Source organism: Massilia sp. METH4, assembly GCF_037094685.1.
GTDB lineage: Bacteria > Pseudomonadota > Gammaproteobacteria > Burkholderiales > Burkholderiaceae_D > Rugamonas.
Genome location: NZ_CP146614.1, coordinates 484,406 through 509,721 on the forward strand (window position 1 = coordinate 484,406; position 25,316 = coordinate 509,721).

Genomic DNA, 25,316 nt, shown 5'->3' on the forward strand with positions numbered 1-25,316 from the left:
GTGTCTTCCTTACGCTGCCACGACGCCGGTTGCCTGCTTCTTCGTGTCCGAGTCGCCGTCCGGGCGATCCTCGTGCTTGGGCGAAGGCCAGAGTCCCGCTGGCCGCACCAGCATGATCAGCACCAGCGCCAGGCCGTACAGCAGCTGGCGCAGCACTTCGGCCTCGATCAGCACCTTGCCGAACAACTGCATCTGCACCGGCTCCACGACGTGGCGCAGCACTTCCGGCAGCGCCGCCAGCAGCAGGCCGCCCAGCACCACGCCAGGAATGTGACCGATGCCACCCAATACCACCATCGCCAGCACGGCGATCGATTCGGTCAGCGAGAACGATTCCGGCGAGACGAAGCCCTGGAACGACGCGAACATGGCGCCGGCCACGCCGCCGAACGAGGCACCCATCGAAAACGCCAGCAGCTTCACGTTGCGGGTATTGATGCCCATTGCCTTGGCGGCGATCTCGTCTTCGCGGATGGCGACCCAGGCACGGCCCAGGCGCGACTGCTGCAGGCGCGAGGTCATGAAGATCGTGGCGATGGTGAGCACCAGGAACAGGAAGTAGTAGGCGTTCACGGACGGGATCTGCCAGGGGCCGATCGCGACCATCGCACCCGAGCCTTGCTCGCCGGCCAGGTCCACGCCGAACACCCTGATCGGGTCGATCAGGTTGATGCCCTGCGGGCCGTTCGTGAAGTTGATCGGATCGTTCAGGTTGTTCATGAAGATCCGGATGATCTCGCCGAAGCCCAGCGTGACGATGGCCAGGTAGTCGCCGCGCAGCTTGAGCGTGGGCGCACCGAGGATCGCGCCGAACAGGCCCGCCAGCGCCGCCGCGATCGGCACGATGAACCACACGGAGAGGTGGATGCCGTTGGTGCGGATCTCCTCGCCGAGGATCGCCACGAGCGTTTCGCCGAACGCCGGGTGCAGCATGATGATCGATTCCAGCAGCGTGGCGAACTGGGGCGATGCGAGCAGGCCCGTGAGGTAGGCGCCCACCGCGTAGAACGCGATATAGCCCAGGTCCAGCAGGCCGGCAAAGCCGACCACCACATTCAGGCCCAGGGCCAGCATGATGTACAGCAGCGCCAGGTCGGCGATGCGCACCCACGAGTTGCCGTAGTGCTGGGCGACGAAGGGGAAGACCAGCATCACCGCCAGCAGCAAGGCCATGCTGGCGTATGCCTTCTTCGGGTTGCGCGCGGTATCGAAATCGAGCAGTGCCATCGTCGGTCTCCTTAAGCGCGGTCGGCCACGCGTTCACCCATGATGCCGGACGGGCGCACCGTCAGCACGAGGATCAGCACGATGAACGCGAAGATGTCCTGGTAGTGGCTGCCGAGGAAGCCGCCGGTCAGGTCGCCGATATAGCCGGCGCCCAGGCTCTCGATAATGCCCAGCACGATGCCGCCGATCATGGCGCCATAGATGTTGCCGATGCCGCCCAGCACGGCGGCGCAGAACGCCTTCAGGCCGGGGATCGTGCCCATGGCGAACTGGATCGACGCATAGTTGGCGCCCCACATCACGCCGGCCACGGCCGCCAGCGCGGCGCCGATCGCGAACGTGTAGACGATCACGCGGTTCGAATCCACGCCCATCAGGCCGGCCACGCGCGGGTTCTCGGCCACGGCGCGCATGGCCCGGCCCATCTTGGTTTTCTCGACCAGCACCACCAGCGCGCACATCGACAGCGCGGCCAGGGCCAGCAGCAGGATCTGCGTCACGCTGATCACGGCGCCGCCGATCGCGATCGGGTCCGAGGGCAGCAGTTGCGGGAACGGCAGCGGGTTGCGGCCCCAGATCATCATGGCGAACGTCTGCAGCAGGATCGACATGCCGATCGCCGTGATCAGCGGGGCCAGCCGCGGCGCATTGCGCAGGCGGCGGTAGGCGATGCGTTCGATGAGCACGTTGACGATGATGCAGCCGGGGATGGCGCCGAGGATGGCGATGCCCAGTTGCAGCCAGCCGTTCATTTCGGGGAAGTGGACACCCAGCAGGTTGAGGATCGTGAGGCCGATCATGGCGCCGACCATCAGCACGTCGCCATGGGCGAAGTTAATGAGGTTCAGCACGCCGTACACCATCGTGTACCCGAGCGCGACCAGCGCGTACATGCTGCCGAGCACGAGCCCGTTGATAATTTGTTGGATGAAGGTATCCATCGCTTCCTTTGGTTTGCCCGACCATCACGGCGGCAAGGCGCATGGCGCCCCCCGCCCCGTAACAAAAACGGCACCCGGAGGATAGCCCCGCGGTGCCGCCGCATTATGCCAATGCAAATGCCAATGCCATCGTGTGCATGTCCAGCGCGCACAACGGGGCGCATCGTACTACGTTCGCGCGCGTCCCGGAAGCCGGTCAAAAAGAAGTCCGATCGGCCGTTTTACTGATGTGCTCGCCATCATAACGATTCCCGCCGAAAACTTAGCGCGGAAAAATGGCGGCGACGCTGAACAATATTCAGTTTATAACATATGCCGTTCAGGCCAGGCCTTTCGGGAGCGGGAAGGTGACGTTTTCTTCCACGCCAGCCAAAGGGCGCACGCTCTTCGCGCCAAGCTCCTTCAGGCGGTCGATGACGGCCTGCACCAGCACTTCCGGGGCCGAGGCGCCGGCCGTGACGCCGATGCGCTGGTACCCTTGCAGCCAGGCGGGATCGATCTGGTCCGCGCGGTCGACCATGTAGGCGGGCGTGCCCATCTTGTGGGCCACTTCGCGCAGCCGGTTCGAGTTCGAGCTGTTCGGGCTGCCGACCACGATCACCACCTCGACCTGCGGCGCCATGAACTTCACCGCCTCCTGGCGGTTCGTGGTGGCGTAGCAGATGTCGCCCTTCTTCGGTTCCTGGATGGCCGGGAAGCGCGCCTTCAGTGCCTCGATGATCTCGGCGGTGTCGTCCACCGACAGCGTGGTTTGCGAGACATAGGCCAGATGCTCGGGATTGTTCACTTGCAGCTTCGCCACGTCCTCCACGGTTTCCACCAGGTGCATGCCTTCCTCGGCCTGGCCCATCGTGCCTTCCACTTCCGGGTGGCCATCGTGGCCGATCATGATGATCTCGCAGCCGCCCTTGCGCATCTTGGCCACTTCCACGTGCACTTTCGTCACCAGCGGGCAGGTAGCGTCGAAGATGGACAGGCCGCGCGCTTCCGCCTCGGCCCGCACGGCCTTCGACACGCCGTGCGCCGAAAACACCAGGGTGTTGCCGGCCGGGACATCGTCCAGCTCCTCGATGAAGATCGCGCCCTTTGCACGAAGGTCTTCGACGACATACGCGTTGTGCACGATCTCGTGGCGCACGTAGATCGGCGCGCCGAATTGTTGCAGCGCGCGCTCGACGATCTCGATGGCGCGGTCCACGCCCGCGCAAAAGCCGCGCGGCTGGGCCAGGAGGATTTCTTTATCGGTTTGCATGGTCACAGGACGGAGATCAGGTTCACTTCAAAGCGCACCGGCTGGCCGGCCAGCGGGTGGTTGAAGTCGAAGATGGCGGCATCTTCGCGCAGTTCGCGCAGGATGCCGGAAAAACGGCCGCCGCCCGGGGCGGCGAAGTCGACCAGGTCGCCCACACGGTATTCCGCGCCGGGCACCGAGTTCTCGTCCAGCGTGGTGCGCGAGACGGGGCGGATCAAGTCCGGGTTGCGCGGGCCGAAAGCCACGCCCGGTTCCAGGTCGAAGGTCTTGTGCGTGCCTTCCGGCAGGCCGAGTAGCAGCTCTTCCAGTACCGGCGCCAACTGGCCGGAACCGAGCATCAGCGTGGCCGGGTTGCCGCCGAAGGTGGAGACGATATCGGTGCCGTCCAGCTGGGCCAGGCGGTAGTGCAGGGTGAGATACGCGGATGGAGTGACGACGTTCGACATGATGGGAGCGAAGATGAGGCCAGGAACAGGCAAACCGGTATTGTAAGCCAGCTTGGGCCGCGCTGTACGGCTGCGGGCATGGCCGGGCTCCTGTCGCGATGCTGCCGATACCACGTTCGAGCCGTTCCAGGATGCCTCGCCTTGATGCGACGATACCGCGCTCGAGCTCGTGTCAAGGTGCCTCGTATGATGATCCCGTCGGATCTTTGGCAAAATTACCGCTGAAGGAAACGGCCAGGCAGAGTGATGTCGATGGTGTCTAAGGCCAAGAGCCTGTGGGTCAGATTGGCGCCTCTGCCTGTTTTTCATTGTTAAGTCCGGACGGTATCTTAGGCTTCGAGCCTGCATACGAGGGTGGTCAACAAATGAATTTCGTAGGCACGCCAGTAGTAGGAATTGATGTCAGCAAAAGCAAACTGGATATAGCGTTGCTAAAGAATGGGAAGCTCAAGAGCAAAGTGCTTCCGAACAACAGGGACGGTTACGCAGAGCTGATAAAGTGGTTGAAGAATCAGGATGTTACGCTCGATGCGGTCCATATTTGCATGGAATCGACAGGCGTGTACAGCGAGCCTGTTGCCCTGGCATTGAGCGACATGGGCATGAAGGTCAGCGTCGTCAATCCTGCCAGCATCAAAGGATTTGGCCAGAGTCTAATCATCCGAAACAAAAACGACAAAGCTGATGCAACTCTCATTGCGCGATACTGCGCAGCGATGAGCCCAGCGCTTTGGCAGGCCCCTTCGCACGAGCAGCGGCAATTGAGGGCTTGGAACGAGCATCTGGCATCGTTGAAAGACATTCGACAGCAACAGGCCAATCGTATCGAAGCACTTGAGTTTGCAAACCAGACCGAGGTGGCAGCTCACGCCAAGACGCACTTGGATTGGCTGGACAAACAAATCAAGCAGCTGGAGAACGATATCGATGATCACATCGATCGGCATCCGGATCTCCGGCACGATGCTGAGCTGATTGAGTCGATCCCAGGCCTTGGCCGCGGGACCGCGGCCAAGGTACTTGGTCGTGTGGGGAACCTGCGGCGCTTCGGCAGCGCCAAGGAACTGGCGGCCTACATTGGGGTGACGCCACGCCAGAGGCAATCAGGCAGCTCGGTGAGGGGTAGGACTACCATTACCAGAATGGGCTGTCGCGACCTGCGGGCAGCCCTATACATGCCAGCACTTACAGCGATCAGAAAGAACCCGCTGTTAAGGGAATTTGCAAACCGGCTGCAGTCAACAGGCATGGCTAAGATGGCTGTCATCGCTGCCGTCATGCGCAAGCTCGTGCACCAGATGTACGGCGTCGTCCGCTCAGGAAAGCCATTTGACCCGAATCACATGGGCAAAAGGCTTGCGGGTGAACACGGTATCTGACCCCATGACACGAGCCCGGGCGTAATTGGCACGCGGGCTTTATTTCATATCAGCATGGCCGGCAGTGGCGGCTTTCATAATGGCGATCCGACCACAGCCATGGAGGCGGCATGAGCATCTCTGACTGGCCCGTTCACCGGCGCCCGCGCGAACGGCTGATCCGCGAAGGCGCGCAGGCATTGTCGGATGCCGAATTGCTGGCCGTGTTCCTGCGCGTGGGGGTGCGCGGCAAGAACGCCGTCGACCTCGCGCACGACATGGTGCGGCACTTCGGCTCCCTGCATGCGCTGCTGCGCGCCAGCCTGAAGGATTTTACGGAGGTGCCGGGCCTGGGCCCGGCGAAATATGCGCAACTGAACGCCGTGATCGAGCTGGCGCGGCGGGCGATCGGCGACGAGATGCTGTCCGGCGAATCGATGTGCTCGCCACAGGCCGCCAAGGATTACCTGCGCCTCGCGATGGCCGGGCGGCCCTATGAATCCTTCCACGTGCTGTTCCTGGACGTGCGCAACCGCCTGATCGCCGCCCGCGAACTGTTCCGCGGAACGCTCACGCACACGAGCGTCTATCCACGCGAAGTGGTGCGCGAGGCGCTGGCGCGCAATGCCGCCAGCGTGATGCTGGCCCATAACCATCCATCCGGCCTGCCCGATCCCAGCGAGGCCGACGTACTGCTCACCCGCTCGCTCGTGCAGGCGCTGGCCCTCGTCGACATTCGCATCCTGGACCATTTTGTTGTGGCAGGGCATCGGGTTCATTCTTTCGCGGAAAACGGCCAGATTTGACAATCACCTCCCTGCCCCGCCGGGCGTTTACCGTTAGATATCAAGGACTTCGGCGGCATGCTTCATGTCACGGGTGGGCGCTCGTTGCAAATGTTAAATTTTATCGCGTGCTTGAGACACAATTGTTTTTCACAAGTGATTGATAAACCTGAGGTTTTTGGATACACTCCTGTTTTTCCAATTTTGGAAGTTATCTTAGGAGTGCAACATGGCACGTGTATGCCAAGTCACTGGGAAGAAGCCGATGGTCGGCAACAACGTTTCCCACGCAAACAACAAAACGAAGCGTCGTTTCCTGCCGAACCTGCAGAATCGCCGCATCTTTGTTGAATCGGAAAACCGCTGGGTCTCCCTGCGTCTGTCCAACGCCGGTCTGCGCGTGATCGACAAGGTCGGCATCGACGCCGTCCTGGCCGACATGCGCGCTCGTGGCGAAAAAGTCTAATAGGGAGCTATCATGGCAAAAACTGGCCGCGACAAAATCAAGCTGGAATCGACCGCTGGTACGGGTCACTTCTACACCACGACCAAGAACAAGCGCACGATGCCTGGCAAAATGGAGATCATGAAGTTCGATCCCAAGGCACGCAAGCACGTGACGTACAAGGAAACGAAGATCAAGTAATTGATCCTCGCTCCATCAAGAAAGCCGCTCTCGAGCGGCTTTTTTGTTGCCTGGACAGGATGGAGCGGCAGCATGGCTGCCCAATTTCCACGACGTTCCCTGACCGAATAATTTCCCGAAACCGGGCATCAGACCCCAATTTCTGGAAACAGTCCTGCCGGCATGGTGCGCACGACGCGGCGGCGCGAGGCCCCGACATTGCCTGCCGTGGCACGGTCGGATGTCGCGTAGGTACAACAGGGACAGTCCCCGAATTTTTACAACAGCTTTCCAGCGCGGAATGTTGCCCGAGGATCGGGGTCCGACCCCGGTGCTGGGAAATGTTCCAAAAGAGAAACCAAAACGGTCCCGAAGGGCCGTTTTGGTGAGGTGACGCGGGGGGTTACGCGTAGCTGCGCAGCCGCAGCGAGAAATCTTGCAGCGCCTTGATGCCGGAGGCTTCGGCGCGCTGGCACCAGTCCTGCAGCTTGTGCACCAGCTCTTCGCGGCTGAAGTGCGAGCGTTCCCAGATCACGCCGAGTTCGACGCGCATATTGTGCATCGTCTCGAGGGCCTTGCTGTGCTGGAACAGCTCGACCAGGTGTTCCTTCTGCGCCGCTTCCAGCTTGGCCGGTTCGCGCTGCATCAGCTTGCGGGCCGACTTCAGGAAGCCGGACTCCAGCTGCGCCTTGTGCTTCAGGTGCTCCACTTCCTCGTCCCACGCATGCTTGACCGACTTGGCGTACTTGGCCATCACGTCGTAGCGGTTGGCGATCACGGCTTGCAGCGTTTCGATGTCCGCATTCAGCTTGCCGGGCGCGAACTTCGGCTTCGGCGGCAGTTTCTTCACTTTCGCCAGGCCCACCATTTCCATCATGCGGATATAGCCCCAGCCGATGTCGAACTCGTACCACTTGGACGACAGCTTGGCCGACGTCGCATACGTATGGTGGTTGTTGTGCAGCTCTTCACCGCCGATGATGATGCCCCACGGAATGATGTTAGTGGCTGCATCCGAGCAGTCGAAGTTGCGGTAGCCCCAGTAGTGGCCGATGCCGTTGATGATGCCGGCGGCAGTGACGGGAATCCACAGCATCTGCACGGCCCACACCGTCAGGCCCTTCGCACCGAACAGCATGATGTTCAGGATCAGCAGCAGCGCCACGCCCTGCCAGCTGTACTTCGTGTACAGGTTGCGCTCGATCCAGTCGTCCGGCGTGCCGTGACCGTACTTGTCCAGCGTTTCCTGGTTCTTGGTTTCCGCGCGGTACAGCTCTGCGCCTTCCCAGAACACTTTCTTGATGCCCTTGGTGACCGGGCTGTGCGGATCTTCCTCGGTATCGCATTTCGCGTGGTGCTTGCGGTGCACGGCCGCCCACTGCTTCGTTACCTGGCCGGTAGTCAGCCACAGCCAGAAGCGGAAGAAGTGACTCGGAATCGCGTGCAGATCCAGCGCGCGGTGCGCCTGGTGACGGTGCAGGTAGATCGTGACGGCCGCGATCGTGATGTGGGTGACGATCAGCGTATAGATGACGGTTTGCCAGTTAGACAGACCAGTGATGCCATGCGTCAGGAAGTCCAAAACAGCGTTCAAGCTCAATCCATTCTCTTAAATGATTTCCAAGCGCGCGGAAATCTTGCGCAACGCCAGCAGACGTTACCATCCATTGTACGCGGATTCGTCCATGACATGCGCACCGATTACCGAACGTCATGTGGTATTTCCGGGACCGGCAACTGGCCGATGATCCGCATCTCGCGCTGCGGGAACGGCACCGATATCCGATGGTCTTTCAATGCTTTCCAGATTGCGCGATTGACATCGGACGTGACACCGCCGCGGCCGTTTTCCGGGTCGTTGATCCAGAAACCCACCTGCAATTCCAGGCCGTCCGCCCCGAAGTTCAACAAGGTGGCGCCCGGCGGGCGGGATTTCAATACCCGCGGCACCGATGCCGCCGCTTCTTCCAGCAACTTCAGCGCGAAATCAAGGTCCGTGTCATAAGCCACCGACACCTTGGTACCGATCCACACTTCCTTGTTCGACAAGGTGGTGTTCTGCACCGGGCTCGAGACGAACATTTCGTTCGGCACGATGGACTCCACGCCGTCCAGCCCCTGCAGCACGGTGTAGCGCGTGTTGATGCGCGCCACCCGGCCACTGAACTTGTCGACGGTGATCATGTCGCCGATCTGCAGGCTGCGGTCGAGCAGGATGATGAAACCGGAAACATAGTTGCTGGCGATCTTCTGCAAGCCGAGACCGAGGCCGACGCCGAGCGCGCCGCCGAACACGGACAGCACGGTGAGGTCGATGCCCACCAGGTTCAGGCTGAACAGCACGGCAAACACGATCAGCAGCGCCCGCCCGATCCGCGCCAGCACCACGCGCACATTGCCGTGCAGCGTATCGACGCCCATCAGGCGCTCTTCCAGCGCCGCGCCGGCCCACATGGCAAGCACGAGCGTGACCACCACCGAGACGAGTCCCTGCAGGATTTCCGCGATCGTCACCCTGCTCTTGCCAAGGTGCAGCTCCCGGTGATCCAGGTAGCGATAGATATCGTCCCAATAACCGGTGATGTACAGCGCGAACGCCACCCATACCAGCAGCTGGAAGATCTTTTCGAACGTGAGCATCGCCGCGCCGATCTGGCCGTGGCGGGCAAACACCCGCCGCAGCAGGTAGAACGTGAAGCGGATCACCGCCAGCGAGCCCCAGATGGGCAGCGCCACCTTCAGCAGGTTCACGTGGTACCAGCGCTGCAACACGATCTGCGACAGCCACAGCAGGCAGACGATCGCCAGCGGCCCGACCACGCGGGCAAAACTTTCCACGCCGAAGCGCGCCACGCCGGTGCGCTCGGCGCGCTGCGCCAGCCGCGCGAGCACGAAGCGCGACAGCGTCCAGCCCAGCCCGACGGACAGCGCGAGCGCGCCCAGCTGCCACATCAGTCCCGGATCGCGCAGGTCGCCCAGCAGGTCGTTCCACAGCGCCGACAGCGGAATCTGCTTCATCAGGCCTCGTCTTCCGTGTCTTCCGCCGGCGCCGCCTTCGGCATCGGCTTGCGCTCGAACACGGCAGCGAAGAAGCCATCCGTCTGGTGCTTGTGTGGCAGCAGCTTCAGGTAGTCGCCCATTTCCAGGTCGATCTTTTGCTCGGCCAGCACCTGGTGCATCGGCACCAGCTGGAAGTCGGGGTGGGTGGCGACGAATTCCTGCGCCACGGCGTCGTTTTCCTCGTTCAGCAGGCTGCACGTCGCATACACGAGGCGGCCGCCGCCCTTCACCAGGCGCGCGGCGCCATCGAGGATCGCTACCTGCTTGGCGTGCATCTCGGCGATCGCCTCGACAGGCTGGCGCCATTTCACGTCCGGATTGCGGCGCAGCGTGCCCATGCCCGAGCATGGCGCGTCGACCAGCACGCGGTCGATCTTGCCGGCCAGGCGCTTGATCTTCGCATCCCGTTCATGGGCGATCGCCACCGGGTGCACGTTCGACAGGCCGGAGCGGGCCAGCCGCGGCTTCAGCTTGGCCAGGCGCTTTTCCGACACGTCGAACGCATACAGGCGCCCCGTGTTGCGCATCTGCGCGCCCAGTGCCAGCGTCTTGCCGCCGGCGCCGGCGCAAAAGTCCACCACCATCTCGCCGCGGCGCGCGCCCAGGATCTGGGCCAGCACCTGGCTGCCTTCGTCCTGCACTTCGATCGCGCCTTCCTTGAACAGCGGCAGGTTCTGCAATGCCGGCTTCTTCAGCACGCGCAGGCCCAGCGGGGCATACGGCGTGGGGTTGGCGGCGATCGGCGCCTGGGCCAGTTCGGCGATGACCTTGTCGCGGTCCGCCTTCAGCGCGTTGACACGCAGGTCCAGCGGCGCCGGCGTATTGAGCGCATCGGCCAGTTGCAGCGCCTCGGCTTCGCCGTATTGCGCCACGAGCTTTTCCCACAGCCACAGCGGCATATTGGTGCGCAGCGACTTGTGCAGCAGCGAGCGGTCGATGTCCTTCATCCGCTTCAGCCATTCGGTTTCCTCGGCCGTCAGCCCCGGCAGCGCGTCGATGCCGACGGCGTCTGCCATGCCCAGCAGCATCAGGCGGCGCATCGTGGCGCCACCGTTCGGCTCGGAAAACTCGGTAAAGAAATTCTTGTTACGGAGCACCGCGTACACGCACTCGGCGATGGCGCCGCGCTCGCGGCCGCCGAGGCGGGGGTGGTCCTTGAAGTAGCGGGACAGGGTCGTGTCCGCCGGCGCGGTAAAGCGCAAGATCTCGCGCAGCACCTCTTCGGCGCTGGCGAGCACTGCTGGTGGCAATCTCATGGGAATCCTGGTGATGAATTAGTTCGGCAACGCTGCCGATGGATGCGGGCGATGCGGCCCGTACACCTGGCCGTTCTCGACAATCAGTTTATCTTCGACGAACCAGCGGATGGCGCGCGGGTACAGCACGTGTTCCTGCACCAGCAGGCGGCCCGCCAGGGTCTCCGGCGTGTCGCCGGGCAGTACCGGCACCGACACCTGGTCCACCACGGGGCCATGGTCCAGCTCGGCGGTGACGAAGTGGACGGTGGCGCCATGTTCGGCATGGCCCGCGGCCAGTGCTGCCTCGTGCGTGTGCAAGCCCGGGAACAGCGGCAGCAGCGACGGGTGGATGTTCAGCATGCGGCCTGCGTAATGTTCCACGAAGGCGGGCGTGAGGATGCGCATGAACCCGGCCAGCACCACCAGATCCGGCGCGAACCGGTCGATGACGGCCTGCAGCGCGGCATCGAATGCCTCGCGGCTCGGGTATTCCTTGTTCGGCACGACGGCCGTGGGAATGCCGCGCGCGGCGGCAAATTCCAGGCCCTTCGCGTCGGCACGGTTGCTGATGACGGCGGCGATCCGCGCCGGCCACTGCTCCGCTTCGGCGGCGCGGACGACGGCTTCCATATTGCTGCCGCGGCCCGAAATGAGGATGACGATATTTTTCATGGCCGACATTGTACCCGCAGCCGCAGAGCGGACCAACGGGCCGCGGGCCGGCCGGGCCTTATTCGAACGAATAAAAGACGCGGAACGGCACCTTCTTCTCGGCCCACCAGTCGGCGGCGTCGCGGAATACGTCAAGCAGGGTTTCACGCGCTTCGCGGTCGAATTTCTGGGTATTGGGCAGTTGTTCCAGCACGATCACGAAGCCAGGTTGCGTGCCGGCATGGAACAGCGTTTCCGTCAGCGTGGTGCGCAGCGCATCGAAATTCTTGCCGCAGGGCTTGGGAAACCTGAACGATTCGGCGATGATGCCCAGCACTTGCTGCTTCGTCTGGCCGGCATGGCAATGCGCATACAAAAAATGCTGGCCCAGGCGGCCGGCCTCCTCTTGCAGTTCAGCGATCCTAAATGCCCTGATGGACTGAACGAGGTTGGGCGGCACGGTTAAGAACAAACTCATTTTTCCCTCAAAATCGACCTGTTGTACGGTATGTGTTTTATATTGAAGGCACCTATACAAGGCAAGCCGACCAGTGCAATACACGTGGCGCGGCATGCCGCTGCACCGGCAGCGCTAGTCGCGTTTCTCTCCGTCAATTCGATCCCTAGAGTGTAAGGGTAACGTGTTGTACAGCATGAATCAACTTTAATGTGGCAGTGCGCGCAAGATTTGTTAAAAACCGGTCATTTTCAGCGCGATTTAAGATGCCTTGCTGACAATGCGCGCCCTGCTCCATTGGCCTTTCCCTGACGCGGCCGCTGCATCGCCGCCCTGCCCAACGGGTTACATTTTGTTGCCATAAGCCCAGATTTCAGTCGCGCGCCGGCGTTACCATTGAATCGGATAATTCATATTTTCCCGTTCCATACAGATAAAAAGACAATCACCTGACGAGGTACCTCAAATGAAGCTGCAAGCTCAGTTGCCAATGAAACTCATGGTGTCGGCCATGCTGCTCGGTTCCCTGCCGGCCGTGCAGGCAGCCGATTTCGAAGACTACGCCCGTGTCGTGCGCGTGACGCCGCAGGTCGAGCGGATCAATCGCCCGCAGCAGGAATGCCGCACGGAGTACGTGCAGGTCCAGCAACCGCAGCAGCGCGGCGTGGGCGGCTCCATCGTCGGCGGCATCGCCGGCGCGCTGCTGGGCAGCCAGGTCGGCAGCGGCAGCGGCCGCACCGCGGCGGCTGCCGCCGGTGCGATCGCCGGTGCCGTGGTGGGCGACCGTGTCGAAAACCAGAACGCGGCGCCGGGCGGCGTGCAGGAACAGGCCGTGAAGCAGTGCCGCACCGTCGACCGCTGGGAATCGCGCACGACCGGCTATGAAGTCGTGTACGACTACCGCGGCCGCAACTACACCAGCTATATGTCGGAAGACCCGGGCGAGCGCGTGCGCCTGCGCGTTTCCGTCGAACCGATCCAGTAAATCGTTTCGATCCCGTCAAACTGCCGGCCCCCGGGCCGGCAGTTTGCATTTGCACGCTTGCTACCGGGCAAAGCGGCGCGGGATAATGAGGCTCCTTCGGAATCCACCATGCTGATCAAACGTAAATCCATCGAAAAAGAAGAATCGTCCCGGCCGGCAAAAGCTGCCGTCAAAACGGCCGCGCGCAAGCTGGCGCCGGAAAAGCCTGCCCGCTACAAGCCCAGGTTCGCCCCCGTCACGCTCTCCGAGCAGGAAGGTGTGCGCTACCTGCACTTCGGCACCGAGTGGGTGCAGGGGGCGATGCGCATCCGCAAGCCCGATTGGCCGGAGCTCGAATATGCGCAGCAGATGATGGCCTGGATGCTGTGGAACGCCGAACCCCGCCACATCGCCCAGCTGGGGCTGGGCACGGCCACCTTGACCAAGTTCTGCTACAAGACGTTCCCCGAGGCGCAGGTGACCGCGGTGGAATTGAACCCCCACGTGATCGCCATTTGCCAGGGCATGTTCAAGCTGCCGCCGAACGATGCGCGCCTGCACGTGCTGGAAATGGATGCGCTGGACTTCGTGAACGACGCGGCAAACCATGGCACCTTCGATGCGCTGCAGGTGGACCTGTACGACGCCACCGCGCGCGGCCCGGTGCTCGATTCGGCCGAATTCTATGCGGCCTGTGCCGCCTGCCTGGCCGACGACGGCATCCTCACCGTGAACCTGTTCGGCGACCATCCGAGCTACGCGAAGAACATCAAGGCGATGAAATACGCGTTCGCGCAGGTGGTGAGCCTGCCGGAGGTGCACGACGGGAACGTGGTCGCGCTGGCATTCAAGCGCGCGCACAAGTTCGACCCGTCCACCCTTGCTGCGCTGGAAGCGCGCGCCAAGGAGATCCACGAGCAGACCAGGCTGCCCGCGAAATCCTGGGTCAAGGGCCTCGCGGCCAGCCTGGATAGCTGACCGACGGCCATGGCGAAGGCACTCGACCTGCAACAGATCTTCAGCTGGCTGCTGGCCGACGGCCTGGTCGAGAAAGCCGCCGCCAAGGCCTATTACACGCAGGCGCAAGGCATCCTGCGCAACACCGCCGGCGCGATGCATCCGCTGTGCGCCGTGGCGCACTGCAAGATCCTGTCGGCGCAGCCGCCGCACCGGCAGCTGATGCTGGACGTGCTGACCGAATGGCTGGCCCGCCGCACCCACCTGCCGCTGTACCGCATCGATCCGCTGAAGGTGGATTTCACGCGCGTGGCCGATGTGATGTCCGCCAGCTACGCCGCGCGCTTCAACATCCTGCCGGTGGAAATCACGGCCGACACGCTCACCGTGGCCACCGCGGACCCCTTTTCGCTCGAATGGGAGCCGGAGATCGCCAAGGTATCGCGCCGCCAGATCAGGCGCGTGATCGCCAACCCGCTCGACATCGCGCAATACACGTCGCAATTCTTCTCGCTCGCCAAGTCGATCCGCGACGCCAACAAGTCCACTGGCCAGGATCTCGCCCTGCGCAACAACTTCGAGCAGTTGGTCGAGATGGGCAAGAGCAACCGTCAGGTGGACGCCAACGACCAGCACGTGATCAATATCGTCGACTGGCTGTGGCAATACGCCTTCGAGCAGCGCGCTTCCGACATCCACCTCGAACCGAAGCGCGACATCGGCAATATCCGCTTCCGCATCGACGGCGTGCTGCACCAGGTGTACCAGGTGCCGGCCGTGGTGATGATCGCGATGACGGCGCGCATCAAGCTGCTGGGACGCATGGACGTGATCGAGAAGCGCCGGCCGCAGGATGGCCGCATCAAGACGCGCACCGACGGCGGCCAGGAAATCGAACTGCGGCTCTCGACCTTGCCGACGGCGTTCGGCGAAAAACTCGTGATGCGCATCTTCGATCCCGAGGTCGTCGTGAAGACGCTGCCGGAACTGGGCTTCCCGCCGGACGACGCGGCGCGCTGGGATGCGCTCACGAAGCGGGCGCACGGCATCATCCTCGTCACCGGCCCCACCGGCTCGGGCAAGACCACCACGCTGTACACCACGCTCAAGGCACTGGCCACGTCGGAAGTGAATGTATGCACCGTCGAGGATCCGATCGAGATGGTGGAGCCCTCGTTCAACCAGATGCAGGTGCAGCCGGGCATCGACCTGTCGTTTGCCGACGGCGTGCGCGCGCTGATGCGGCAGGACCCGGACATCATCATGGTCGGCGAGATCCGCGACCTGGCCACCGCCGAGATGGCGATCCAGGCCGCCCTGACCGGCCACCTGGTGCTGTCGACGCTGCACACGAACGATGCGCCATCGGCCGTGATGCGCTTGCTGGAACTGGGCGTGCCGCACTACCTGCTGGAGGCGACGGTCATCGGCATCATGGCCCAGCGCCTGGTGCGCACGCTGTGCACCGAGTGCAAGACGCCGGACGGCGACCTGCCGGACGAGATCTGGCAAGGCATCGGCGGCCCCTGGGACCTGCCGAAGCCGGCGCAGGTGTATCGCCCGGTCGGTTGCCCGGAGTGCCGGCAGACGGGCTTCCGCGGCCGCACGGGCATCTACGAGCTGCTCACCGTGAGCGCCGCGTTCAACGAGCTGGTGCAGGAAGAAACCGACATTGCCGCGCTGCGCCGCCAGGCGGTGGCCGACGGCATGAAGCCGCTGCGCCTGGCGGGCGCCTGGAAAGTGATCGAGGGCGCCACCACGGCCGAGGAAGTGCTGAAGGCGACGGCGTCATTCTCGTGATCGGCTGCCTTGCCCTGCCCCTTCGCCAACTTTCCGTTCGAAGGACTTGGCAGAGCGGAATGAGCTGTATATAATGTGGCCTCTTTCGGGTCGTTAGCTCAGTTGGTAGAGCAGCGGACTTTTAATCCGTTGGTCGCAGGTTCGAGCCCCGCACGGCCTACCAGAATGAAACAGGGAAGCCAACCGTTCGCGGTTGGCTTTTTTGTTTTTTATCTTCAGCATGCAATACTAGGACATCGATAACGATTTTCGGAGAGTATTGCCATGCACGTCACGCTCGAATCCGTATCATCGCCCGAATCTAAGCGCCTGATCATCGACGGCACACTCTTCCCTATTTCGTGGGGCAGCGAGTCGCGCGGGGAAAGGATTACTGGCGGCATTGAGGATGACAACAGAAATCCGGATTACCGATTCCTGATGGACTGCCCGATCGGGGACTTGACGGCACAATTTCAACTTCTTTCGCTTCCGTACGAATCCGACTGGTGTGAAGAGATCGACTGTGTCGAAGTCATCGATGCAAGCTGGCGGGCAAGCGAGCCATCGATCAGCTTGCCATTCCGGTTCGAGCCGGAAGACTGGGCCCGCCCATGGAGCATCAATCAATACACCCAGGAGATATTGGCGGTCACAGATGCCGCGAACTACGAAGGGTTGGTGTGCTACGCCGAGGAGGATATCGTCACCAACGATTTCGGCTTCATCTGGCCGATCGCGGACCTGAACGGCACGGTCCAGGACGAACTGGATCGCTGGCTACCTCGCATTGCCGAACTAATGAACCAGGTCGAAGCTCGCTTGCGCCTCAAAGCCGGTCCGAACACGCTGGTGAACATCTTCGAGTTCCCACCAGAAATTGAAACAGCGTGCCAGCAGTACCTCGTCTATTTCGGTCAGTTTCTCGCCGACCTGGGCATCGAGGCGGATATCGGCCTGAGCCACGAAGCGCACCGCATCCTTTTCAGCGTGACCCCAACCGACCCGGACGAGGCACTGCAAACGCTGCGCGACGCGCTGCAGGCCTATTTGCAGTTACCGAGCAACGCCGGGCTGCGGCAGCAGCTGCAAACTTCATCGGATATCGCGGCGATGCAGATGAACGCAAACATCTTGCACTTGCAAAGCCAGCTTCAGCTGGGCGCGGCGGTGCTGGAAGCTAAGAACCAGACGATAGAGGCACTGCGCGTGGAAAACTACCTGCTCAAGCAGGTGCCCCCGCCCGCCCTACCGGCATCGCCGCCGGCGCCCGCGAAACCCGATACCGAGCCGCTGGTCGGCAAGGTCGTCACCGTCAAGGATGTCGAGATCAAGGGCGTCGTGGTTCATCTCCCCGAGCTCGTTCGCCGCCTGAAGCGGCGCTTCAAGCGGGACTGAACCAGCAACCTCACGCTTTCACATAGGCGGAACGCACGCCCTGCCGGGAGCGCGCATGCCCGGCAATCACCCCGCCCAGCGGGACTTCCACCCAGCGATGGAACACGGTACCCGCGGCCAGGCTCGCCACCCACGCCGTCAACATGCCCGCGCCCTGCCATGCCGCCTCGGCCGGCAGGTAGCGCGTAAATGCCGCGTTCACGACCAGGCACACGGGGAAATGCACCAGGAAGATCGCATACGACACGCGGGCCAGCCCGTTCACGGCCGACCAGAGATGCCCGGCCGACCGGGTGCGCAGCCGACCGAACAGGAACAGCGCGCATGCCACGGCAAGCGCCAGCGCCACCCGGCTGCGGAACTCGAGCACCAGCGCCGCCAGCACGGGCAGCACGCCCAGCAGCGCAAGCAGCAGGACGCCGCGCGCGCCCCGGCCGCGCTCGCCCGCCCACCATGCCATCACCCCGAGCCCATAGCTGCCGAAGAAGTAAGGCGCCCAGTCGTCCCAGTCGCTGTCGAGGTTGAAATACAGCAGCGAGAACGTGATGCCGACCGCGACGAGCGCCGGCATCAGCCACGGCAGGTCGCGGCCGCCGGCAATGCGCCCGCCCAGCCACAAGAGCGCGGCCAGTGCCGCGTACAGCTGGAAGTCGATCGCCACATACCACGCCCCCGCCGATAGCGCCTCGTAGCCGAGCACCCCATGCAGCAGCACGGCGTGGGCACACAGCTGCGCCAGGGTCGCCGGGTCGGAAATCGAGTCGTGCGTCATCCACGCCGCGGCCCATGCAGTGGCCACCGCAGCGAGCAACGTCGCCGCCAGGAAAGGCGGCGCCAGTTTCACGTAGCGCCGCCAGATGGCGCCGCGGGGATTGGCCAGGCCGGGGCGGCCGGCGGGAGCGAGCGATTTCGCGGCCAGGAAGCCGCCGATCACGAGGAATACCTGCACGGCGATGCGGGCGCTGTCGCCCAGCCAGTCGATCAACTCCGGCAGCACGGGGCGGACATGGTCCGCCATCGGCCCATAGAAAGCGAGGTGATGCAGCACGATCAGCTGCGCCGCCACTGCCTTCAGCAGGTTGATCAATCCGAATTCCGATTTGCCCGCTTCACGCGTCCCCAGGTTTGTTCCGTCCATCCGCTTCCTTTGCAGCTCGTCCGGGCCGCAGGGAAGCGCTGATTTATTGCTGGTGGATGAGATCAGTCCTGAAAAACGTGTCCAGCAAGATGCAGATGCCTCGTCATACCGAGGTATGGCGGGACATGCGGCGCAGCTGGGCACGTTTTCTCAGGGCTAAGATCGCCGCCATGGCTAAATCAGCGCTTTCCTGATGTCCGTGACGTTTTGATAAAGGACGAGAGAATAGCCGAGTTAGCCGGACAGCGTCGCATGCAATATCGACAAGACGGCTGCTCCTTCCGGTAGCCGTGAAACTTCTACGACAAATCACCCTAGAAAAGACTTAAATTAAAAACAACGACTTGGGTAGCATGCTGTTCTTCTACCAACATCATGGAGCCTGCATGAAACTCTCCGCTATCGCTGCCGCACTCGCCCTTTCCTTGCCCATGGCCGCGCAGGCCGACGCCACGGCCACCGCCCAGATCGGCAATTTCCGCTATGAAGTGATCGATCTCGACCTGAACGACGGCGTGACCGCCGCGCTGACGCTGGAGGACACCGGCTTCGTGCTGATGGCCGGCTTCCAGCAGAACGGCATCCCCGACCCGCTGGACTACCTGACCGAGGAAGGCAGTGTGGCGACGAACGTCGCGCATGGCAGTTCCACCGTCAGCTTTGCCGGCGGCGTCGCCAACGCCAGTGCCAACCACGTCGGCACGCAGGGCCAGCTGTTCGGTACCTTCGGCTGGGACAGTTCCTTCACGCTGACCGCCAACACGAAGCTGGTCGTGTATGCGGACGCGAGCGTCGCCGGCACCATCGACGACGAGCGCTACGGCAGCAGCAACGCCGCCGTATTTGCCGACTACTGGACTACGGAAGAGGTCGAGCTGCGCGACTATATGATCAGCTACCTCGGCAGCAGCGATGCGCGCACCCTGTCCATCACGTTCTCGTCCGGGGCGGAAGCCATCAATGGCGAGATCGGCTATACCGCCTCGGCCTACGCCAACGTCAGCGCGGTGCCGGAACCGTCGCAAGTGGCGTTGCTGACGCTGGGCCTGGCCGGCCTCGGCTGGCGCCTGCGCCGCAACGGGCAGCGCAAGTAAGGTACGCACCGCAGCACGAAACAGTGCGCGGCCCGTACCACTGCGCGCGCTGTTAACCGATTACCTCCTCCCCTCGGCCAGCCTGCGCGGCTGGCCATTTTTTTCGCTCCCATCCTTGCAAATGCGAACCATTCGCATTTATAGTGCAGCCCTTTCATCCCGAACCGAAAGCCTGCATGTCTTCCCGCCTTCTCGCCCTGAGCCTGCTCACCGCCGCGCCACTGGCCCTGGCCCAGAACCCCGACGATACCGAGCCGGCGATGCCGCAGGTGAACGTTACCGCCGAGCGCGCCACCTACAACCCGCAGCACAGCCGTGGCGCCACCCGCACCGAGACGCCGCTGACCGAAGTGCCGCAATCGGTGCGCGTGATCGGCAACGCGCAGCTCGAAGACCTGGGCGCGACACGCCTGGCCGATACGGTCGACTACGTCAGCGGCATTGCGCGCCTGAACGACTTCGGCGGCACGTGGGACAACTTCGCCATCCGCGGCTTTTCCAGCACGGACATGGGCTACCTCGTCAACGGTTTTCCCGGTTCGCGCGGCTACAATCCGCCGCGCGACACCGCCACCGTCGAGCGCTTCGAATTCCTGAAAGGCCCGGCCGGTGCCATCTATGGCAGCAGCGAACCGGGCGGCACGATCAATATCGTCACGAAGAAACCGCAGTTCACGGGGGCGAACGTGGCGGAGGTGAGCCTCGGCAGCAACGGCCTGCGCCGCGCCACGCTGGACAGCACGGGAGCCCTGAGCGATTCCGTTGCCTACCGGCTGAACGTGATGGCCGAGGAAGGCAGCTCGCGCTCCTCGCTCCTGCACAGCAAGCGCCACCTCGTGGCCCCCGCGCTGACCTGGGTGATCGACAGCCGCACCACGTTGAACCTGGAATCGGAATTCCTGCGCGCCAACACGCCGCTGGACCGGGGCGTGATCAATGTGCGCGGCGTGCTCGATACGCTGCCGCGCGACCGCGTGCTGAACGAGCCGGGCGACGAGAACCTGCACCTTTCCAGCGACACGCACCAGGCCACGCTCGAACGCCGGCTGTCGGACGATTGGCGCCTGCGCGTCGGCGCCAGCTACAAGGAAAGCCGTTTCGAGGGCGAATACACGGAAGCGACCTCGCTGGCCGCCGACAACCGCACGCTGAACCGGCAGGCCACCTGGCGCACGCTGCCCTCGCGGGACACGGCGTTGCAGGCCGAGCTCGAAGGCAAGTTCGCCACGGGCGGCGTGGGCCATACCCTGCTGGTCGGCGCGGAAGCGTCACGCCTGTGGATGAACACGGAAATCCTGCGCTCGGCGAACTACCCGATCGACATCTACACGCCCGTGTACGGCGCGACCGCTCCTCCACTGACCACGCGCACCACCAGCACCGACGAGCGCCAGCGCGTGAAGGCGGTGTTCGCGCAAGACCAGGTCAGCCTGTCGGACCGCTGGAAACTGCTGGCCGGCCTGCGCTGGGACGAGTACAGCCAGTCGCTGGAGAACCGCGTGGCGAAGACGTTCACGCAGCGCGAGCAGAGCGCCGTCACGCCCCGCGCCGGCGTGACGTTCCTGCCGAACGCCTGGAGCTCGCTGTATGTCTCGGCCGGCAAATCCTTCCGCGGCAATAACGGCACCGACATCGCCGGCCGGGCCTTCGACCCGCAGCGCTCGACCTCTTACGAGGCCGGCTGGAAACTGAATACGCCAGACGGCCGGCTGGGCGCCACGCTGGCGGTCTACGACATCACGAAGACCAATGTGCTGACGGCGAGCGACGTTCCCGGCTACTCCGTGGCCGCTGGCGAAATCAAGAGCACGGGCTTCGAGGCCGACGTCAACGGCCAGTTGGACCGCCACTGGCGCGTGACGGGCAATTTCGCCTGGGATGATGCGCGGGTCACGAAGGACAAGACGCTGGCCGCCGGCACGCGCCTGGCCAACGTGCCGGAGTACAGCGCCGGCCTGCTGGCGATCCGCGAAGACCGCCTGCCCGGCGGCGGCCGCTACGGCGTCGGCGCCGGCGTGAATTACGCCGGCGAGCGCTCGGGCAACAACGCAGACACGTATTCGCTGCCTGCCTACACCACGTTCAAGCTGGTCGGCTACTGGCAGATCAACGGCCGCACCCGCCTCTCGGTCGACGTGCACAACCTGGCCAACCGGCTGTACTACGTCTCGTCGTGGGGCAACCTGTACGTGCAGCCCGGCGCGGAGCGCAGCGTGGTGGCGCGGCTGAAGGTGGACCTGTAACGGAGCCTCACCTGCCGTTCTTCAGCCGCCACAGCGACGTCGGCAACGCGATCGGCGCGCCGGGCTTGAAGAACGCCGAATCCTGGATGCGCGACGTGGTCACGTACACGCTGCCGTCCGGGCCCTGGCTGAACGTGTCTGGCCAGCGCAGCCGCGGGTCGCGGATCACCAGCCGCGGCGCGCTGCCGGGCAATTGCAGGTTGCGCACCTTGACCGAATCGTCCTCGGGCGACGTGATGTACATGAGCCGCCCGCCGCGGTCGATCAGCAGGCCATCCGCCACGCCGTTGCGGCCCACGGTTTCCACCTTTGCGCCAATATCGTCGCCGCGCCACCCTTCCTCGGCCAGCACGCGGGTGGCGATGCGGTACAGCGTGTCGCCCTTGATCGCCTGCCAGTACAGGTACTGGCCATCGGGCGACAGCGCAATACCGTCGGCGGCGAATTCGATGCCCTTGCCGTCGGGCCGGCGCAGCGGCTTGCCGTCAGCCGTCACCACCAGGCCCTTCTTCGGCTGCGTGGAGGGGTCGCCGTCCAGCAGCCGCTTTGCCTCGCCCGTGCCCAGGTCCACCAGCACGATGGCGCCGCGCACGCCCGAATCGGTGATGTAGGCCCATTTGCCATCCGGCGAGAAGCGTACGTCGTTCAGGTAGGAGCCCTGTGTTGCCACGCTTTCGTCGAAGCGGATGTTCTGCAGCACGGCATTCGACGCCAGGCTCACGCGCACGAGCTTCGGGCCGCCCGGCACGATCGGCCCCTGCGCCGGGGCGGCCGGGTCCAGCACCCACACATTGCCCTGCCTGTCCGCCACCACGCTCTGCACGCACACCCAGTGCTCGCCGGGCGAGAGCTCGTCCTTGCGGGCGTTGCGCCAGGCGTTCCATGCCTCATTGGGGAACGGCACGATCGCGCCATCCTTCACCTCAGCCACCGAGACGGGCGAATCCTCGGTCCAGCGCGGGAAATTGACGAAGATGCGGCCGTCCTCCGCCACCGTGACGCCGGTGACCTGGTGGCCGAAATCGGCCACCTTTTCAAGACTGACGCCCTTTTCGACCGGCCCGTTCCAGGCGAAAGCGGGTGCAGCGGCAAGGGTCAGCGAGATGGCGGCAAGGACGGGAACGAGGCGGGCACGGAACGGCGAAGGCATCGGATTTCCTCTCGGGGCGGGTGAAGCGAATGGATAACTGCGGCGGCACGGTACGCGATGATGCCATGCGAAGGCGATGTTGCGGCAAGGTAGCGGAACAGGGTGCTACAGTGCGGCTTTCCCCTGCAAGGAGTGTCCATGAACTGGTTGTACCTGGCGATCGCCATCGTCGCCGAAGTGATCGCGACATCGGCCCTGAAGGCTTCCGAAGGCTTTACGCGCGCGGTGCCGTCCACGCTCGTGGTGGTGGGCTATGGTGTGGCGTTCTACATGCTGTCGCTGACGCTGCGCACGATCCCGATGGGCGTGGTGTATGCGATCTGGTCGGGCGCCGGCATCGTGCTGATCACCCTCGCCGGCTATTTCCTGTTCAAGCAGCGCCTCGACCTGCCGGCGCTCGCGGGCATCGGCCTGATCGTGGCTGGCGTACTGGTCATGCAGCTGTTTTCGAAGACGACGTCGCATTGACGAGCCCTGAGCCCACCTTGCTCCATTCGCCGGCGTGCCCAACGTGATGCCCAGCCGAACCGTTGTAAAAAATCGGGGACTGTCCCTGTTGTGTCCCTGTTGTGGGCGCGCGACGTAGCCGTGCCGCGCGCGTTCCGTCAGGCGGATGTTCCAGGCGGCTGATCCCGGCGGAAATCAGGCGTCCTCTCCGATCAGCCGCGCCAGGCCCGAAACGCGCACCGCTGCACCCCGCCCGGGCAACGCCTGCGCGTGCAGGTGGCAGGGCACGCCCATGTCCTCGCCCTGCACGATGTCGATGTCCCGCTCGGGCCATCCGATCTCGCGCAGGTAGCCCGCCAGCGCGGCGGCCGCGGCGCCGGTCGCGGGATCTTCGTAGACGCCGCCGGAAGCGAAGGGATTGCGGGCGTGGAAGCGCCGCGGCGATTCGGCATGCACCAGCGCGATCGTGGCCCAGCCTTCGCGGCGCATCAGGACGCGGCCCGCATCGAGCTCGTACCGCATCGCGGCCAGCGCAGCACGGGTCTTCAGCGGCAGGATGAGGTGGCCGGCCCCGCCGTTTGCCAGCGCCGGCGGGATGCGCTCATCGAGGTCGGCGCGGGTGTAGCCGAACAGGGCCAGCGCTTCGTCGACGATCGCCTGCGGCGCCGCGGCACCGGTCGCGGGCGGCGACACGAGGCTTGCGGAGATGGCACCGCCTGCCGCCTTGCCTTCGACGGTCACGCGGGCGTGATTGGTTTGCAGCGGGAAGGTGCCGGCGCCGTGCTCGAGCGCCAGCACGGCGCCCAGCGCGATCGTGGCGTGGCCGCAGAACGGCACTTCGGATTCGGGCGAGAAGTAGCGCACGCGCCAGGACTCGCCATCGCGCGCGGCAAACACGGTTTCGGAGTAGCCGACTTCGGCGGCCACCGTTTGCATTACCGCCTCCGGCGGCAGCACGGCACCGGTCCACACGCCGGCTGGGTTGCCGCCGGCCTCGCCGGCGCAGAACGCCGCCACCCGTTTCACTTGCTCGATCATTGGCCATCCTCCTGGGCGGGAGTATAGCCCGACGATGAAGGGAGGCCGAAATGGCGCCGGCGGGCGTAAAAAAGGCCCGCTTGCGCGGGCCAGTCCGGAGTTGTTACAGCCTGGCCGATTACTTCTATTTCTTGACCTGGATGGAGCTCTTCACGTCCGTGACGCCCTGCACGCCCTTGGCCAGTTCCACGGCGCGGTCAGCCTCGGCCTTCGACGGCACGAAGCCGCTCAGCATCACCACGCCCTTCTGGGTTTCCACGTGCACGTCGGTGGCCTTCACGGTCTTGTCGGCAGCCATGTCGGCCTTGACCTTCGCCGTGATCATCGTGTCGGACATCGCAGCCTGCGCGGTGCCGGTGGCGCTGGCGGTCTTTTCCTTCGCCGACTGAGCCATGTCGGAAGTCTTTTCCTTCGTGGTCTGGGCCAGGTCCGACGTCTTTTCCTTGGCGTTCTGGGCCAAGTCGGAAGCTTTTTCGCGGGCGTTCGCCGTAGCGGCGGCGGTGCGGTCGCCGGCGCGGTCCAGCGCGGCGGCGGTGCGGTCGCCCGCGCGATCGGCGGCAGCGGCGGCGCTGCCGGCCACGGCGGCGCCAGTACCGGCCACGGCGGCGCCGGTGCCGTTATCGACCAGTACGGCGGTGCGGCCGTCGCCAGCCGTCGTCGCGGCCATATTGGCTTTCATGGAGCGGGCCTGGGCCTGGCAGGAATCCTTGGCGTCGCCGGAGAGGTCGTCGCATTTTTCCTGGGCCAGTTCGAACTTGGCTTCGGCCAGCTTGCGCTCGGCGCGCTGCAGTTCGTTGCCCGTGTTCTTGTGCTGGGCCACGGCATCGCGTTCGGCTTGGGCGCGGGCGACTTTCGCTTCTTCCTCGCACACGTCCTGGGCGTTATCCTTCAGTGCGTCGCACTGCTTCTTGGCTGCCTTGTAGTTCGCTTCGGCCTTGTCGTGCGCCGACTTGTAAGCGGCATTGTTCGTCGACTGGGCGGTGGCAAATGCGCTGACCAGTGCCAGCGTGATGAATGCGGCTTTTTTCATGATAAGTCCCCTTAAGATGATTGGCACGGTCGATTAAA

The 25,316-nt window shown here is 63.9% G+C and carries 24 protein-coding genes and 1 tRNA gene; 12 read left to right on the top strand and 13 right to left on the bottom strand.

Annotation, left to right across the window (positions count from 1 at the left end):
- Positions 1–9 precede the first annotated feature (9 nt).
- The 4 genes from V6Z91_RS02235 to V6Z91_RS02250 all read right to left on the bottom strand — a co-directional run bounded on the left by V6Z91_RS02235 (position 10) and on the right by V6Z91_RS02250 (position 3,866).
- Positions 10–1,227 carry an ABC transporter ATP-binding protein gene (locus tag V6Z91_RS02235; RefSeq protein WP_338766069.1) on the bottom strand — a complete coding sequence of 406 codons (1,218 nt, stop codon included), beginning with the start codon at positions 1,225–1,227 and terminating at the stop codon, positions 10–12.
- Positions 1,228–1,238: 11 nt separating this feature from the next.
- On the bottom strand, positions 1,239–2,168 hold the full coding sequence (locus V6Z91_RS02240) for a branched-chain amino acid ABC transporter permease (protein ID WP_338766072.1): 930 nt from the start codon (positions 2,166–2,168) through the stop codon (positions 1,239–1,241).
- Positions 2,169–2,487: 319 nt separating this feature from the next.
- The gene (gene ispH, locus V6Z91_RS02245) at positions 2,488–3,420 is read right to left on the bottom strand and encodes a 4-hydroxy-3-methylbut-2-enyl diphosphate reductase (RefSeq protein ID WP_338766075.1); all 933 of its coding nucleotides are present in this window, start codon (positions 3,418–3,420) and stop codon (positions 2,488–2,490) included.
- Between the two features lie 2 nt (positions 3,421–3,422).
- A complete protein-coding gene (locus tag V6Z91_RS02250) occupies positions 3,423–3,866 on the bottom strand; it encodes an FKBP-type peptidyl-prolyl cis-trans isomerase (RefSeq protein ID WP_338766078.1) in 444 nt (147 codons plus the stop codon).
- A 365-nt stretch (positions 3,867–4,231) separates the two neighbouring features.
- Here V6Z91_RS02250 and V6Z91_RS02255 point away from each other — a divergent pair, with 365 nt between their 5' ends.
- From V6Z91_RS02255 to rpmG, 4 genes are all read left to right on the top strand, one after another.
- A complete protein-coding gene (locus tag V6Z91_RS02255; RefSeq protein WP_338766080.1) occupies positions 4,232–5,245 on the top strand; it encodes an IS110 family transposase in 1,014 nt (337 codons plus the stop codon).
- 110 nt (positions 5,246–5,355) lie between these two features.
- Positions 5,356–6,030 carry a DNA repair protein RadC gene (radC, locus tag V6Z91_RS02260; RefSeq protein WP_338766082.1) on the top strand — a complete coding sequence of 225 codons (675 nt, stop codon included), beginning with the start codon at positions 5,356–5,358 and terminating at the stop codon, positions 6,028–6,030.
- Positions 6,031–6,238: 208 nt separating this feature from the next.
- Positions 6,239–6,475: a 50S ribosomal protein L28 gene (gene rpmB / locus V6Z91_RS02265; RefSeq protein WP_008451488.1), complete on the top strand. Its 237-nt coding sequence runs from the start codon at positions 6,239–6,241 to the stop codon at positions 6,473–6,475.
- 12 nt (positions 6,476–6,487) lie between these two features.
- A complete protein-coding gene (gene rpmG, locus V6Z91_RS02270; protein WP_050411857.1) occupies positions 6,488–6,655 on the top strand; it encodes a 50S ribosomal protein L33 in 168 nt (55 codons plus the stop codon).
- Positions 6,656–7,037: 382 nt separating this feature from the next.
- Here rpmG and V6Z91_RS02275 read toward each other — a convergent pair whose 3' ends face one another.
- The 5 genes from V6Z91_RS02275 to V6Z91_RS02295 form a co-directional block, all read right to left on the bottom strand.
- On the bottom strand, positions 7,038–8,234 hold the full coding sequence (locus tag V6Z91_RS02275) for a fatty acid desaturase (protein ID WP_338766166.1): 1,197 nt from the start codon (positions 8,232–8,234) through the stop codon (positions 7,038–7,040).
- A gap of 101 nt (positions 8,235–8,335) precedes the next feature.
- On the bottom strand, positions 8,336–9,652 hold the full coding sequence (locus V6Z91_RS02280) for a mechanosensitive ion channel domain-containing protein (protein WP_338766169.1): 1,317 nt from the start codon (positions 9,650–9,652) through the stop codon (positions 8,336–8,338).
- On the bottom strand, positions 9,652–10,950 hold the full coding sequence (locus V6Z91_RS02285; RefSeq protein WP_338766172.1) for an RsmB/NOP family class I SAM-dependent RNA methyltransferase: 1,299 nt from the start codon (positions 10,948–10,950) through the stop codon (positions 9,652–9,654). The genes V6Z91_RS02280 and V6Z91_RS02285 overlap by 1 nt, the downstream gene beginning before the upstream one ends.
- Positions 10,951–10,968: 18 nt before the next feature.
- Positions 10,969–11,604: a phosphoribosylglycinamide formyltransferase gene (purN, locus tag V6Z91_RS02290; protein ID WP_338766174.1), complete on the bottom strand. Its 636-nt coding sequence runs from the start codon at positions 11,602–11,604 to the stop codon at positions 10,969–10,971.
- Between the two features lie 58 nt (positions 11,605–11,662).
- A complete protein-coding gene (locus V6Z91_RS02295) occupies positions 11,663–12,061 on the bottom strand; it encodes a barstar family protein (RefSeq protein ID WP_338766176.1) in 399 nt (132 codons plus the stop codon).
- Positions 12,062–12,506: 445 nt separating this feature from the next.
- Here V6Z91_RS02295 and V6Z91_RS02300 point away from each other — a divergent pair, with 445 nt between their 5' ends.
- The 5 genes from V6Z91_RS02300 to V6Z91_RS02320 all read left to right on the top strand — a co-directional run bounded on the left by V6Z91_RS02300 (position 12,507) and on the right by V6Z91_RS02320 (position 17,138).
- Positions 12,507–13,025 (top strand): glycine zipper 2TM domain-containing protein, encoded by a 519-nt coding sequence (locus tag V6Z91_RS02300; protein WP_338766179.1) that lies wholly within the window; start codon positions 12,507–12,509, stop codon positions 13,023–13,025.
- A 108-nt stretch (positions 13,026–13,133) separates the two neighbouring features.
- Positions 13,134–13,982, top strand: coding sequence for a spermidine synthase (locus V6Z91_RS02305; RefSeq protein WP_338766182.1), 849 nt, complete (start codon positions 13,134–13,136; stop codon positions 13,980–13,982).
- A gap of 9 nt (positions 13,983–13,991) precedes the next feature.
- A complete protein-coding gene (locus V6Z91_RS02310) occupies positions 13,992–15,761 on the top strand; it encodes a GspE/PulE family protein (RefSeq protein ID WP_338766185.1) in 1,770 nt (589 codons plus the stop codon).
- Between the two features lie 87 nt (positions 15,762–15,848).
- Positions 15,849–15,924, top strand: a tRNA-Lys gene (locus tag V6Z91_RS02315).
- Between the two features lie 101 nt (positions 15,925–16,025).
- Positions 16,026–17,138, top strand: coding sequence for a hypothetical protein (locus V6Z91_RS02320; RefSeq protein WP_338766188.1), 1,113 nt, complete (start codon positions 16,026–16,028; stop codon positions 17,136–17,138).
- A gap of 10 nt (positions 17,139–17,148) precedes the next feature.
- On the opposite strand, the gene V6Z91_RS02325 is transcribed toward V6Z91_RS02320, so the two are convergent.
- Entirely contained in the window at positions 17,149–18,276 is a 1,128-nt protein-coding gene (locus V6Z91_RS02325) for an acyltransferase (protein WP_338766191.1), read from the bottom strand.
- 386 nt (positions 18,277–18,662) lie between these two features.
- Here V6Z91_RS02325 and V6Z91_RS02330 point away from each other — a divergent pair, with 386 nt between their 5' ends.
- Entirely contained in the window at positions 18,663–19,370 is a 708-nt protein-coding gene (locus V6Z91_RS02330) for a PEP-CTERM sorting domain-containing protein (protein ID WP_338766194.1), read from the top strand.
- Between the two features lie 176 nt (positions 19,371–19,546).
- Positions 19,547–21,613, top strand: coding sequence for a TonB-dependent siderophore receptor (locus tag V6Z91_RS02335; RefSeq protein ID WP_338766197.1), 2,067 nt, complete (start codon positions 19,547–19,549; stop codon positions 21,611–21,613).
- 7 nt (positions 21,614–21,620) lie between these two features.
- On the opposite strand, the gene V6Z91_RS02340 is transcribed toward V6Z91_RS02335, so the two are convergent.
- Positions 21,621–22,763 carry an L-dopachrome tautomerase-related protein gene (locus tag V6Z91_RS02340; RefSeq protein ID WP_338766199.1) on the bottom strand — a complete coding sequence of 381 codons (1,143 nt, stop codon included), beginning with the start codon at positions 22,761–22,763 and terminating at the stop codon, positions 21,621–21,623.
- A gap of 138 nt (positions 22,764–22,901) precedes the next feature.
- Between V6Z91_RS02340 and V6Z91_RS02345 the strand changes: the two genes are divergently transcribed.
- Positions 22,902–23,231 (top strand): multidrug efflux SMR transporter, encoded by a 330-nt coding sequence (locus V6Z91_RS02345; protein ID WP_338766202.1) that lies wholly within the window; start codon positions 22,902–22,904, stop codon positions 23,229–23,231.
- A gap of 174 nt (positions 23,232–23,405) precedes the next feature.
- On the opposite strand, the gene V6Z91_RS02350 is transcribed toward V6Z91_RS02345, so the two are convergent.
- Together V6Z91_RS02350 and V6Z91_RS02355 are read right to left on the bottom strand one after the other, a co-directional pair.
- Positions 23,406–24,248 (bottom strand): PhzF family phenazine biosynthesis protein, encoded by an 843-nt coding sequence (locus V6Z91_RS02350; RefSeq protein WP_338766205.1) that lies wholly within the window; start codon positions 24,246–24,248, stop codon positions 23,406–23,408.
- 124 nt (positions 24,249–24,372) lie between these two features.
- On the bottom strand, positions 24,373–25,278 hold the full coding sequence (locus V6Z91_RS02355; RefSeq protein ID WP_338766208.1) for a BON domain-containing protein: 906 nt from the start codon (positions 25,276–25,278) through the stop codon (positions 24,373–24,375).
- Positions 25,279–25,316: the final 38 nt, after the last annotated feature.